Source organism: Noviherbaspirillum sp. (genome assembly GCF_035654295.1).
GTDB lineage: Bacteria > Pseudomonadota > Gammaproteobacteria > Burkholderiales > Burkholderiaceae_D > Noviherbaspirillum.
Genome location: NZ_DASRXF010000092.1, coordinates 15,041 through 27,269, shown reverse-complemented (window position 1 = coordinate 27,269; position 12,229 = coordinate 15,041). Strand labels below are relative to the sequence as shown.

11 protein-coding genes and 1 pseudogene are annotated in these 12,229 nt (G+C 64.2%); 6 read left to right on the top strand and 6 right to left on the bottom strand.

Translation table 11 applies throughout. From position 1 onward, the window contains the following. The 3 genes and pseudogenes from VFF99_RS10055 to VFF99_RS10045 form a co-directional block, all read right to left on the bottom strand. Positions 1-143 (bottom strand): annotated as a pseudogene (locus VFF99_RS10055) (acyl-CoA dehydrogenase); the annotation flags it as partial. Positions 144-156: 13 nt separating this feature from the next. Continuing rightward, the gene (locus VFF99_RS10050; protein WP_325017433.1) at positions 157-1,362 is read right to left on the bottom strand and encodes a 3-oxoadipyl-CoA thiolase; all 1,206 of its coding nucleotides are present in this window, start codon (positions 1,360-1,362) and stop codon (positions 157-159) included. 3 nt (positions 1,363-1,365) lie between these two features. Beyond that, positions 1,366-2,907 (bottom strand): 3-hydroxyacyl-CoA dehydrogenase, encoded by a 1,542-nt coding sequence (locus tag VFF99_RS10045; RefSeq protein WP_325017431.1) that lies wholly within the window; start codon positions 2,905-2,907, stop codon positions 1,366-1,368. A gap of 219 nt (positions 2,908-3,126) precedes the next feature. Between VFF99_RS10045 and VFF99_RS10040 the strand changes: the two genes are divergently transcribed. The 4 genes from VFF99_RS10040 to phbB all read left to right on the top strand — a co-directional run bounded on the left by VFF99_RS10040 (position 3,127) and on the right by phbB (position 8,066). After that, positions 3,127-3,939: an IclR family transcriptional regulator gene (locus VFF99_RS10040; RefSeq protein WP_325017429.1), complete on the top strand. Its 813-nt coding sequence runs from the start codon at positions 3,127-3,129 to the stop codon at positions 3,937-3,939. A 142-nt stretch (positions 3,940-4,081) separates the two neighbouring features. Further along, positions 4,082-5,740: a methyl-accepting chemotaxis protein gene (locus VFF99_RS10035; RefSeq protein ID WP_325017428.1), complete on the top strand. Its 1,659-nt coding sequence runs from the start codon at positions 4,082-4,084 to the stop codon at positions 5,738-5,740. A 337-nt stretch (positions 5,741-6,077) separates the two neighbouring features. Further along, positions 6,078-7,253: an acetyl-CoA C-acetyltransferase gene (locus tag VFF99_RS10030; protein ID WP_325017426.1), complete on the top strand. Its 1,176-nt coding sequence runs from the start codon at positions 6,078-6,080 to the stop codon at positions 7,251-7,253. A gap of 72 nt (positions 7,254-7,325) precedes the next feature. Beyond that, positions 7,326-8,066, top strand: a complete 741-nt coding sequence (gene phbB / locus VFF99_RS10025; RefSeq protein ID WP_325017424.1) for an acetoacetyl-CoA reductase — start codon at positions 7,326-7,328, stop codon at positions 8,064-8,066. 65 nt (positions 8,067-8,131) lie between these two features. On the opposite strand, the gene VFF99_RS10020 is transcribed toward phbB, so the two are convergent. Next, positions 8,132-8,782 carry a DsbA family protein gene (locus tag VFF99_RS10020; RefSeq protein ID WP_325017422.1) on the bottom strand — a complete coding sequence of 217 codons (651 nt, stop codon included), beginning with the start codon at positions 8,780-8,782 and terminating at the stop codon, positions 8,132-8,134. A 248-nt stretch (positions 8,783-9,030) separates the two neighbouring features. On the opposite strand from VFF99_RS10020, the gene VFF99_RS10015 reads away from it, so the two are divergent. Continuing rightward, positions 9,031-9,741, top strand: a complete 711-nt coding sequence (locus VFF99_RS10015) for a hypothetical protein (RefSeq protein ID WP_325017420.1) — start codon at positions 9,031-9,033, stop codon at positions 9,739-9,741. 109 nt (positions 9,742-9,850) lie between these two features. Here the strand turns inward: VFF99_RS10015 and VFF99_RS10010 are convergent, their stop codons facing one another. After that, positions 9,851-10,861: a hypothetical protein gene (locus tag VFF99_RS10010; RefSeq protein ID WP_325017418.1), complete on the bottom strand. Its 1,011-nt coding sequence runs from the start codon at positions 10,859-10,861 to the stop codon at positions 9,851-9,853. A 217-nt stretch (positions 10,862-11,078) separates the two neighbouring features. On the opposite strand from VFF99_RS10010, the gene phaP reads away from it, so the two are divergent. After that, the gene (gene phaP / locus VFF99_RS10005; RefSeq protein WP_325017416.1) at positions 11,079-11,615 is read left to right on the top strand and encodes a TIGR01841 family phasin; all 537 of its coding nucleotides are present in this window, start codon (positions 11,079-11,081) and stop codon (positions 11,613-11,615) included. 52 nt (positions 11,616-11,667) lie between these two features. Here phaP and VFF99_RS10000 read toward each other — a convergent pair whose 3' ends face one another. After that, positions 11,668-12,216, bottom strand: coding sequence for a carboxymuconolactone decarboxylase family protein (locus VFF99_RS10000; RefSeq protein ID WP_325017414.1), 549 nt, complete (start codon positions 12,214-12,216; stop codon positions 11,668-11,670). Between the last annotated feature and the right edge of the window lie 13 nt (positions 12,217-12,229).

The following is a 12,229-nucleotide window of genomic DNA, read 5'->3' as shown; positions in this document are numbered from 1 at the left end:
TTTTCGTGGCGGAAGGCTTCCAGCACGCGCGGCTGCAGGCGCTCCTGGCAATAGGCGTTGGCCGCGTCGCGCACCATGCGCTCTTCATTCGTGAGCTGCTGGTCGAGCAGCAGCGGATCGTCCCAGTGGAATTGTGCTTTCATTGCGTCTCCGGATTTATTGTGTACGTTCGATGACGACCGCAAGGCCTTGGCCCACCCCGATGCACAGGCTGACGACGGCATAGCGTCCGCCACGGCGCGCGAGTTCCCGGCTGGCGCTGAGCGCCAGGCGAGCGCCCGAGGCGCCGAGCGGATGGCCGACCGCGATCGCACCGCCGTTCGGGTTGACGCGCGTGTCCTTGAAATCGATTTCCAGCAGCTTCAGGCAGCCGAGCACCTGGCTGGCGAAGGCTTCGTTGATCTCGATGATGTCCATGTCCTTGAGCGTCAGCCCGGCGCGGGCGAGCGCCTTGCGGATCGCATAGACCGGGCCGATGCCCATGACCCGCGGCTCGACGCCCGCCACTGCGGCCGACAGAATGCGCGCCATCGGCGCCTTGCCCGCCTTCTCGCCGGCGGCGCGGCTGCCGATCAGCAGTGCGGCGGCGCCATCGTTGACGCCGGAGGCATTGCCGGCGGTGACCACGCCGCCTTCCGAAAGCGGCTTGAGCTTTTCGAGCGAGGTGGTGGTGGTGTCGGGGCGCGGATGTTCATCCTTGTCGACGATCACCGGCGGCGTCTTGCGCCCGGTGGGCACGCTCACCGGATGGATCTCGCCGGCGAAGAAACCGTCCTGCAGCGCGGCGTGGTACTTCATCTGGGACGCGAGCGCAAAGGTGTCGGCCTGTTCGCGCGTAATGCCGAATTCGCGCGCCACGTTGTCGCCGGTCTCGGGCATGGTGTCGGCACCGTAACGCGCGGTCACCTTGGGGTTGGGGAAGCGGGCGCCGATGGTGGTATCGAACACCTTGAAGTCGCGGGAAAACGCGGATTCCGACTTGGCCATCACGAACGGCGCGCGGCTCATGCTCTCTACGCCGCCGGCGATGAACAGCTCGCCTTCGCCGCAGGTGACGGCACGGGCGGCATCGGTGATCGCCGCCAGGCCGCTGGCGCACAGACGGTTGACGGTCTGGCCGGCGACGGTCACCGGCAGCCCGGCCGCCAGCAGGGCGTTGCGGGCAACGTTGCGCGAATCCTCTCCGGCCTGGTTGGTGTCGCCGAGGATGACGTCCTCGATCTGTTCCGGTTGCCACGGATTGCGCGCGACGAGGGCGCGCATGATTTCGGCGACGAGGTCGTCGGGACGGACAGTGGCGAGCACGCCGGCGTGGCGGCCGAAGGGCGAGCGCAGGCCGTCGTAGATGTAGGCGTCGAGCATGGATCAAATCTCCTTGTGATAGAGCGGCAGGCCGAGCAGCGCGCGGCGCTGCAGCCAGGGGCTGGGCCGGTAGCGGGTGTCGCCGGTCTGCTGTTCGAGGTTCTTGAGGATGGCCAGCACCGTGGCCGGGCCGAGCTGGTCGCCCCAGGCTAGCGGGCCGATGGGGTAGCCGAGGCCGAGCACGACGGCGCGGTCGATGTCTTGCGGATCGGCGATCTGCTGCTGCGCGATCTCGCAGGCGATGTTGACGATATGGGCGACCACGCGCTGGGTGACGAGGCCGGCGCTGTCGCGGATCACACTGACCGGAACGCCGGTGGCGCCAAACACGGCGCACGCCATGGCGAGCGTTTCGGCGCTGGTGCCGGGCGTGGTCATCAGCACCCGGCGGCGGCTGAGGTCGAGCAGGCTTTCGACGGCGACCGTGCGCGCGGCATCGAGGCCTTCGCGCACGCAGCAGGTGGTGGCGTCTTCGCCGAGCGGGGTGACGATGCACAGCGCATGGTCGCCCGGGCGCGCGCCGGACTCGATCTGCACACCGGCGGCGGTGACGAGGACAGCGATGCGCTCGGCCAGTTCCGGCCGCTCCTGGCTCAGCCAAACGCTGGAGGGCAGCGGTCCATGCTGTTGCTGTGGTTCATCCGTGGCTTCCTTCTTGCCGTCCGCGCCGTAGCGGTAAAAGCCGTGGCCGGCCTTGCGCCCGAGCGCGCCGGCGGCCAGCATCTGGCGCGTCAGCACCTGCGGGCGGAAGCGCGGCTCTTCATAGTACTGGTGGTAGATGGATTCCATCACCGGATGCGACACATCGAGGCCGGTCAGGTCCAGCAGTTCGCAGGGGCCGAGGCGGAAGCCGGCAGTGTCGCGCAGAATGGCATCGAGCACGGGCACGGAACATACACCCTCGGCCAGCAGGCGCAGGCCCTCGGTGCCGTAGCCCCGGCCGGCATGGTTGACGATGAAGCCGGGCGTATCCTTGGCGAGCACCGCGGTGTGCCCCCATTGCCGGCCCAGCGCCAGCAGGTAATCGGTGACCGCCGGCTGCGTCAGGAAGCCGCCGATCACCTCGACGATCCTCATCAGCGGCACCGGGTTGAAAAAGTGGAAGCCGGCGACGCGTTCCGGATGCTGCAAGCCTGCCGCGATGGCGGTGACGGACAGCGAGGAGGTGTTGGAGGCGAGGATGGCGCCGGCATCGACGATGCCTTCGAGCGTGCCGAACAGCGATTTCTTCGCCGCGAGGTCTTCCACGATTGCTTCGACCACGACGTGGCAGGGGCGCAGGTCTTCCAGGGAATTGCAGGCGACAAGACGCTTGCCCGCGGCGGCGGCGTCCTCGGCGGCGAGCTTGCCTTTCCCGGCCAGCGTGTCGAAGGTGGACAGGAGCGCCTCGTGCGCCGCCTGTGCCGCGCCTTCGCGGCTGTCGACCATATACACCATGGCACCGGCCAGGGCGGCGATCTGCATGATGCCGCGGCCCATCACGCCGCAACCGACCACGCCGACATTCAGTTCCTTCGTGCCGGGCGGGGGAAATCCGTTTTGCATCCTGGTTCTCCAGTCATATAATTCTGCATAGCAGAACTGAATGTTCTAAAATGGAATTGTGGGCATTTCCATCAGGGGTGTCAAGGTTGCGAGGCGCATTGTTGTCCTGCTGTGCAGGCTTCCATTCTGAAAGATTTCTGTGAAGCATCGGTTCGCATTGCTCGCCCCGGGTGCCGTGTTTGTCGGATAATCCCGCAGTCACTTAGAAAGATAGCCACCATGCAGCAGGAATACGAAGACCAGGAAATTCCCGAGGCCGACGCCCGGCAGTCCAACGCCAAGGAGGACCGCCACTTCGTCACGGCGCTGGCGCGCGGCCTTGATGTGCTCTCCTGTTTCCGTTCCGGCGAAAAGACGCTCGGCAACCAGGAACTGGCGGAGCGGACCCGGCTCCCCAAGTCGACCATCTCCCGTCTGACCTATACGCTGACCAAGCTGGGCTACCTGGAATACGACGACCATATCGGCAAATACCGCCTCGGCACCGCCAGCCTGGCGCTCGGGAGCGCGATGCTGTCCAAGCTCGACATCCGCCAGTACGCGCGGCCCTATATGCAGGAACTGGCCGACTTCTCGCGCGCCACCGTTTCGCTCGGCATGCGCGACCGCCTCAGCATGATTTACATCGAGAACTGCCGCAGCGAGGCGGCGCTGACCTTGCGGCTCGACGTCGGCGCCCGTATCCCGATTGCGCAGACCGCGATGGGCCGCGCCTACCTGGCCGAGACCACGCCCGCCGAGCGCAACGATATCCTGGAGCGCGTGCGCGAGCTGGACGAGATCAAGTGGCCCCCGGTGCGCGACGGCGTCTCGCGCGCCCTCGACGAATATTCGACACTGGGCTGCTGCACCTCGTTCGGCGACTGGCAGCCGGATGTGAATGCCATCGCCGTCGCCTTCCGCCCGGCCAACGGCAGCGCCATCCTCAGCATCAACTGCGGCGGGCCGGCCTTCAATCTTTCACCGGAATTTCTGCTGGGCGAAGTGAAGCCTCGCTTGCTCGCGATCGTCGGCCGGCTGCAGCGCGGCTGAGCGCCGGCGCAGAAAATCCTGTCAGGAAACGTTTCCTGCGCCGAACAATCGTCGGCGCCAGGAAAGTTTTTTCGTGCGATCTCTCGCCAAGGCGCTGATAAAGTGCCAGGAATTAACCGAAAGTCGGTATTAGGGAGAGATCATGAGCCTTCGCAGCCTGCGCATCGGTACCCGCCTTGCCATTGGATTCGGCATCATCCTCGCCATGCTGATCGTCGCGCTGGCGGCGGACAACATCGTGAGCACGCGTAACCGCGAGGCGATGATCGCCGGCCTCGAAGTCAGCAATGCCAAGAGCGCGCTGGCAACCGACATCAAGGGCGCGCTGCTCGAGGGCGGCATCGCGATGCGCAACATCGGCCTGCAATCGGACCTCGGCGCGATGAAGAAGGAGGAGGAAAAGGTGAAGGCGCTGCGCAAGCGCTTCACCGACGCGCGCGACAAGCTGTCCGCGCTCGGGTTGTCTTCCACCGAGAAACAGATTCTTGGCGAGCTGAGCAGGCTGGACCAGGAAACCGATGTTCCGTTCAAGGAAGCGATCCGACTCGTCACCGCATTCAACAGCGAAGATGCGATCAAGCTGATCACCACGAAGATCGACCCGCTCAACCAGCAGGCGCTCACCGAGATCAACCGGCTGGTCGAGATCCAGAAGGCCGCGGCACGGCAGGTGCTGGACGACACGGTGGCTTCCGGCCGGCAGTTGATGAACATGCTCTTCCTGATCGGCGCCGTGGCCTTGCTGGCGGGCGGCGCGTTCGCGTGGATGACGACGCGCAGCATCATCCGTCCGCTGCATGACGCAGTGCTGGTGGCGCGCCGCGTGGCGGCCGGCGAGCTGGCGACGCAGGTGGACGTCAGCGGCACCGACGAAGTGAGCCAGCTGCTGCAAGCCCTGCGCGACATGAACGGCAGCCTGCAAAAGATCGTGGGCGAGGTGCGCTCCGGCACCGATTCCATCACGGTCGCGTCGCGCGAGATCGCGACCGGCAATGCCGACCTCTCCGCCCGCACCGAGATGCAGGCCGGCGCGCTGCAGGAGACGGCCAATTCCATGGGACAGATTACCGGCACCGTGCGGCAGAATGCCGAGAGCGCGCGGGAGGCCAACCGCCTGGTGATCTCCGCATCCGGCATCGCGGCCAGGGGCGGCGAGGTCGTCGGACAGGTGGTCGGCACCATGGGCTCGATCAAGGATAGCTCGCGCAAGATCGTGGACATCATCGGCGTGATCGACGGCATCGCCTTCCAGACCAACATCCTGGCGCTCAATGCCGCCGTCGAGGCAGCACGTGCCGGCGAGCAGGGGCGTGGCTTCGCGGTGGTGGCGGCGGAAGTGCGCAACCTCGCGCAGCGTTCGGCCGGCGCCGCCAAGGAAATCAAACAGTTGATCAGCGATTCGGTGGAGAAGGTGGATGCCGGCGGCAAGCTGGTGGACCAGGCGGGCAAGACGATGGACGAGATCGTTACCGCGGTCACGCAGGTGGCCGACATCATGCGCGAGATCACGGCGGCCAGCGAAGCACAGAGTGCGGACATCGAAGAGGTCAACCGCGCCATCGCTCAGATGGACGAGATGACCCAGCAGAATGCGGCGCTGGTCGAACAGGCGGCCGCTGCCGCGCAGAGCATGCAGGACCAGGCCACGGCGCTCGAAAAGGCGGTCGCGGTATTCAAGATGGACGCCGCACGTGCGCCCGTTGCACTGCGCCCCGTTCCAGCGCAGGTGATCCCGCTCGCCGCACCGCAACGCCAGCCGCTGCTTGCCGTGGCGCACGAAGGAGAGCCGGGCGGCTCCTGATCCCCGCGCCTTGCCTTGCGCCATCTTTCCGAAGGGCTGCACCCGTTCTTATTTTCCCTCATCCAGATGCAGGCCGCGCGCCTGCATTTTCTTTTTGCGGCAGCCTCTCTTCTTGTTATAGTGACCACATAGCAGGCCAATATCTATCCGCTGCGCCCACACCAATTCGCGAATGCAGGTTCACACTTTTGGGCATCCGAGCGTGTTGAGTAAGATCAAATGAAGCAAGGGGGCGCGGCGCTATGATGAACGGCCTTGCACGGCGGCCTGTCCAAACACATTGCGCCTTGCGCAGGCCGGCCGGGCCCGGTTTTTTCATCCTTAATGGAGAGTTGAAATGAGTGAAGTCGTCATCGTCGCAGCCGGCCGTACCGCCGTGGGCAAATTCGGCGGGTCGCTGGCCAAGGTCGCGGCGGCGGACCTGGGCGCGCATGTGATCAAGAACCTGCTTGCCAAATCAGGCATCGCACCCGATCAGGTCAGCGAAGTGATCATGGGCCAGGTGCTGGCCGCGGGCGTGGGCCAGAACCCGGCAAGGCAGGCGGTGATCAAGGCGGGCCTGCCGGACATGGTTCCCGGCATGACGATCAACAAGGTCTGCGGCAGCGGCTTGAAGGCCACGCACCTCGCCGCCCAGGCGATCCTGTGCGGCGATGCCGAGATCGTGGTCGCAGGCGGCCAGGAAAACATGAGCGCCGCGCCGCACGTGCTGAACAATTCCCGCGACGGCTTCCGCATGGGCGACGCCAAGCTGGTCGACACCATGATCGTCGACGGCCTGTGGGACGTCTATAACCAGTACCACATGGGCATCACTGCCGAGAACGTCGCGAAGAAGTACGGCGTCTCGCGCCAGGAGCAGGACGAGTTCGCGGTGGCTTCGCAGAACAAGGCGGAAGCCGCGCAGAAGGCGGGCAAGTTCAAGGACGAGATCATCCCGCTGGAGATTCCTTCCAAGAAGGGCGCGATCGTCTTCGACAGCGATGAATTCATCAAGCCGGGCGTGACGCTCGACTCGATCTCCAGCCTGAAGCCGGCCTTCGCCAAGGACGGCACGGTGACCGCCGCCAATGCCTCCGGCATCAACGACGGCGCGGCCGCCGTGATCATGATGTCCGCGAAGAAGGCAGACCAGCTCGGCTTGAAGCCGCTGGCGCGCATCAAGGCCTACGCCTCGGCAGGCGTGGATCCGACGGTCATGGGCATGGGCCCGGTGCCGGCCTCGCAGCTCTGCCTGCGCAAGGCCGGCTGGACGCACCAGGATATCGACCTGATGGAAATCAACGAAGCCTTTGCCGCGCAGGCCATCGGGGTGAACAAGGAAATGGGCTGGGACACCAGCAAGATCAACGTCAACGGCGGAGCCATCGCGATCGGACATCCGATCGGCGCATCCGGCTGCCGCATCCTGGTGACCTTGATCCACGAAATGATCCGTCGTGACGCCAAGCGCGGCCTGGCAAGCCTGTGCATCGGCGGCGGTATGGGCGTGGCGCTGGCAATCGAGCGCTGAAAGTAATGCGGAGGCCGCAAGGCCTCCACTACAGGGGCAGTTTCAATAATCTTCACCAAGAGAGAACAGAACATGGCACGAGTTGCATTGGTTACGGGTGGTATGGGGGGACTGGGGGAGGCGATCTGCATCAAGATGGCGGCACTCGGTTACCAGGTCGTGACAACTTATTCGCCGGGTAACACCAAGGCGGCGGATTGGCTGGCGTCGATGGAGAAGCAGGGCTACAAGTTCCGCGCCTATCCCTGCGATGTTTCCGACTACACGTCCGCCGAGAACTGCATCGCGAAGATCACCGGGGAGATCGGTCCGGTCGACGTGCTGGTCAATAACGCCGGCATCACGCGCGACATGACCTTCAAGAAGATGGACAAGGCCAACTGGGATGCGGTCATGAAGACCAACCTGGATTCCGTCTTCAACATGACCAAGCCGGTATGCGACGGCATGGCGGACCGCGGCTGGGGCCGCATCATCAACATCTCGTCGGTGAACGGCCAGAAGGGCGCGTTCGGCCAGACCAACTATTCCGCGGCGAAGGCCGGCATGCACGGCTTCACCAAGGCGCTCGCGCTGGAAGTGGCGAAGAAGGGCGTAACCGTCAACACCATCTCGCCGGGCTACATCGGCACCAAGATGGTCATGGCGATCCCGAGCGAAGTACTGGAAAGCAAGATCATCCCGCAGATCCCGATGGGCCGTCTGGGCAAGCCGGAAGAAGTCGCCGGCCTCGTGGCTTACCTCGCTTCGGACGAGGCAGCCTTCCTGACCGGCGCGAACATCGCGATCAACGGCGGCCAGCACATGTATTGATGCAGGCGCGCTGTCCATGAAAAAAGGGGGCTTGCGCCCCCTTTTGCATTGGGTCGTAGAGACGCTCAGGCGGGTTGTTGGCTGTCCTCTTCCACCAGCGTCAGGAGCAGTTCGATCAGGCGCGGCATGGCGACATAGCCTGCGGTCACGAGGTCCAGCTCTTTGCCGCGCTCCAGCACCAGCGTCGGGAAGCCCTTCAAGTCCCACTTGTCCGCCAGCAGGAAATCGTCGTTGGTTGCCTTGACGGCGATGTCGGAATTCCAGGTCGCCAGGAAGGTAGCCTCGTCGACCGGGAAGCCCTGTTCGGCGAGGGCGCGGCAGGCGATCTCGGCGAGGACTTCGCCCTGAGTCACATCCTTGCCTTCGGAAAAGAACGCGCGCTGGATTTCATGGAAGACATACAGGCTGGCCGCCGGTGCAAGCTTGCGGGCGGCCACCACGGCGCGGCATGCCGGCTCGGTATCGTAGGCGAAGTCTTTGCGATCCAGGATGGCGGTGGAGAAGGGCAGGTTCGTTTCCTTCGCCACTTTTTCCCATTGCGCCTTCAGGTCCGCGCGCGCTTCGGCGTCCGGCACGGCCTTGTTGTACGGCCGCAAGCCGCCAACCATGACATCGACCGGGAGTCCCGGCACGCCTTCGAGCAGCGCGGCGAGTTCCGGCCCGAAGCCGTAGCACCAGGCGCACATCGGGTCCGCTATGTAAATCAGCCTCGACATAGTTTTTCTCTCTTGAGTTGAGTTGTTGGGCAAGATAGGCCAGCGTGCATCCTATCCCGGAGCGCCGCAGGCCCGAGCCCGGAGCAGCCGCCGGATTACCGGCCTTTTCTTCGGATGCATCGCAATTGCCTGAACTTATCACTCTTGAACCGCTCTATCGCGGTAGCCCCCGATATTGCCCCTGTTCTTTTACGGGCCGGGCTCTACACTGAAATTCAGGCCAGACGCGCATTCTTGGAGAAGGTTTTATGCGGAGCGATTACTTCCAGCGATTCGGTTCAGAGGACGATGAGGCAATTGAGAAGCAGCGCCGTGAAGTGATGCGGACGATCGAGCCGCACGGCAGGCGTGACCCGGCCGATCTGGCCGACATGACCGAAGGCGAACGGACCAAATGGTTCTTCTGGAACCTGCATGAAAACCTGGAAGAATTCCGCAAGCTCGAACCCACGCTGATCGGCCAGGTCATGCGCACCCAGCTCACGATCAACGACGGCCTGTCGATGGCGACCGAAAAGGTCGGGATGGAAAAGAAGATCGAGCTCCACTGCCGCTGGCACCTGCGGCTGGCCTACGCGACCTACCAGAACGAAGAGGCCTACCCCATCGGCGAGGGCGGGGTGGATATCTCGGTGTCCAACACCATGCCTTCGCATCCGCCGCTGCAGAAGAACCAGAAGGGTTACCTCGATTCCGACAGTTCGCTGTATCCCAACCAGCTCTACCTCTACGGCTGGGTGATGGAACCGGTATGGGACGAGATCAAGTCCCATCTCTACCAGCCCACGCCGAACTGCCACACCGACCTCGTGTTGCGCGACAACTGCCTGTTTCCGGTCAAGAGCGGGTTCGGCTTCGTCGCCGGGCCGCCGGGGTCCGTCGGCATCACCAACATGGAGTTCCGCGTTTCGTCGCACTCGATGGAACGCAGGTCGAACCGGCGCGCAGAGACCCTGTGATTAAAGGACGGTAGGGTGGGTAGAGCGTCAGCGAAACCCACCGCATGTCGCCTGCTGAGCACATGGCGGGTTTCGCTTCGCTCTACCCACCCTACGATTCTCTAGCCTTTCACTCCGCCGGCAAAAATCTTCCCCGCAGCAGTAGACCAGCCGTGCGCAACACCAGGAACGCAATCACCGCAGACGCCGCCAGCAGCGCGGCGAGCCCGATCCATAGCGGCCAGCCGCCGCGGTGCACCGCTTCAAGAATGGCACTGGCGAGCGCGGCGAGCGGAAACGAGAACGACCAGAATCCGATCGAGAAGGGCACGTTGCGCCACCAGCGGTAACGCGCCATCACACCGACGAAGGGGGCGACCGATACGCCCAGTCCGATCATCAGCGCCTCGGCGGGCAATTGCGGCCAGATCACCGACGCCGTCAGCGTGGCGATGACGGGCGGCGCCAGTTCCACGCCGATTGTCGGGCGCAGGCCTTCCGGCATCGGCCCCTCGAACAACCTGCCGAGGATGCGCGCTTCCAGCAGCGCCCAGCCCGACAGCCCGGTGCCGAACAGCATCGCCGCCCAGCCGGGATACCCCAGCACGGCCAGCGCCATGCCCCCGACGAGGGCACCGCCGACCACCGGAAGGTAGAGCGCGGGCGTGACGGCGTTCGCAGGCATCATGCCGGTGGCAAGCGTCGATACCACGCGCAAGGCAATCGCTACATGGAGCGCCAGTGCCAGCATTGCGAGGACGAGCCAGAAGCCCTGCCCCGGCCGGTTGAAGTGGATGACCGCAAGCAGGATGGATAGGGGAAGCAGCGCTTGCAGCGAACCCTGCACCGGGTGCCGGTGTTCGCGCATCACGGACTGCGGATGACGCTTGCACTTGAGCGCATACAGGATGAGGGAGGCGAGCCATATCGCGCCGGCCGGCCAGGCCAAGATATCGGCGACCCCGGCCGCCGCCGCCCATCCGAACGCTGCCGCCCGCCGCCAGGCGCCGAGCAGCCCGAACAGTCCGACCGGAATCGCGAAGATGCCCGCCGGAAGCCGGGCAAGCCATGTGGAGCCGCGCGGGCTCTGGCTGGTGCCGAACAGGTAATACAGCCGCGCACGCCGATGTTCGTTTTCCATCTTCTGTCCCTACCCCACGGTGACCCATGTTGTGATTCATATTAGCCGGAATCGTCATGTTCGGCAGGGCGGGGCCGTCGGCGTGCAGACTTTATTCTGCGTTGCACAAAACTTTTCTTGAGCGGTGGGGTCTGCATCTCTAAAATAAGCCGTGTTGCTATGCAACAAAATTGGCAACTTTTTCTAAGCTGACCGTATTCCGTTTTTTGGAGATGCCATGTTCCCGATTCAAGACCAGATTTCCGTTGCAACCAAGGCCAACATCGAGGCCAACCTCGCGCTGTATACCGCGCTGACCGGCAAGACGCTCGAAAGCGTCGAAAAGCTGTTCACCCTGAACATCACCGCGGCGCGCGCCTCGATGGAAGAGTCCCAGGCTGCTACCCGCCAGATCCTGTCCGCGAACAACCCGCAGGAATTTTTCTCCCTGGTCGCCGCGCAGGCGAGGCCGAACATTGAAAAGGTTGTCGCTTACGGCGGCCACCTGACCAACATCGCCAACAGCACCCAGGCCGAATTCACCAAGGCTGCGGAATCGCAGTTCGCACAGTTCAGCAGCAAGATGACCGAACTGGTGGAGGAAGCCGCACAGCGCGCGCCGGGCGGCGAGGGCGTGATGACGATCCTGAAGAATGCGATGGGCAATGCCGCCAGCACCTACCAGCAGTTCACGCGGACTGCAAAGCAGGCTGTCGATGCCGCTAATGCCACCGTTGCCAACATCAACGGTGCGGTGACGCACACCAACACCTAAGCCTGCACATTGTCTTGCAACGGGCCGCGCAGTTTACGCGCGGCCCGTTTTTTTATGCGCCGTTCATCCGCGCGGCAAAGGGTTCGCACTCGATCCGGCTGGCATTCGTCATGGTGGAGATGGTGCGGTAATACCCTGCCAGTGCGATCAGTTCGAGCAACTGTTCCACCGTGAACTCCGCCTGCAGTTCTTCCCACAAGGCATCCGGTACATTGGCTGTCTCGTGCAGCGCGTCGGCCATCCGCAGCACCAGCCGGTCGCGCGCATCCCAGTTGCCGCCGGCAATGTCTCGCACGGTCGCTGCCGCCTGCCCTTCCTCAATTCCGGCTTTCGCCGAAAAGAAGGTAACGTGCACACCCCACTCATATTCCGATCCGCAGCGTGCGCAGGTGCGCAGGATCATCAGCTCGCGGTCGCGCAAGGTGACCGCGCCCTTGTCGAGCAGGCTGCCCGCGAACATGCGCTGGAGCACGCGCGGATTGCGTGCCATGGTGCGGAACAGCTTGAGCGGGGCGAAGCCGGGCGGCATGACACGCGCGAAGGCTTCGGCGATGGCCGGGTCGTAGGGCGGTTCGGCGGGGGAAATGCGGGGATTCGACATCGTTCTGCTCCTT

Bases quoted from the DNA above. Each gene is read 5' to 3' on its own strand.
- VFF99_RS10050 (WP_325017433.1), bottom strand. From the start codon at position 1,362: ATGCTCGACGCCTACATCTACGACGGCCTGCGCTCGCCCTTCGGCCGC.
- VFF99_RS10045 (WP_325017431.1), bottom strand. From the start codon at position 2,907: ATGCAAAACGGATTTCCCCCGCCCGGCACGAAGGAACTGAATGTCGGC.
- VFF99_RS10040 (WP_325017429.1), top strand. From the start codon at position 3,127: ATGCAGCAGGAATACGAAGACCAGGAAATTCCCGAGGCCGACGCCCGG.
- VFF99_RS10035 (WP_325017428.1), top strand. From the start codon at position 4,082: ATGAGCCTTCGCAGCCTGCGCATCGGTACCCGCCTTGCCATTGGATTC.
- VFF99_RS10030 (WP_325017426.1), top strand. From the start codon at position 6,078: ATGAGTGAAGTCGTCATCGTCGCAGCCGGCCGTACCGCCGTGGGCAAA.
- phbB (WP_325017424.1), top strand. From the start codon at position 7,326: ATGGCACGAGTTGCATTGGTTACGGGTGGTATGGGGGGACTGGGGGAG.
- VFF99_RS10020 (WP_325017422.1), bottom strand. From the start codon at position 8,782: ATGTCGAGGCTGATTTACATAGCGGACCCGATGTGCGCCTGGTGCTAC.
- VFF99_RS10015 (WP_325017420.1), top strand. From the start codon at position 9,031: ATGCGGAGCGATTACTTCCAGCGATTCGGTTCAGAGGACGATGAGGCA.
- VFF99_RS10010 (WP_325017418.1), bottom strand. From the start codon at position 10,861: ATGGAAAACGAACATCGGCGTGCGCGGCTGTATTACCTGTTCGGCACC.
- phaP (WP_325017416.1), top strand. From the start codon at position 11,079: ATGTTCCCGATTCAAGACCAGATTTCCGTTGCAACCAAGGCCAACATC.
- VFF99_RS10000 (WP_325017414.1), bottom strand. From the start codon at position 12,216: ATGTCGAATCCCCGCATTTCCCCCGCCGAACCGCCCTACGACCCGGCC.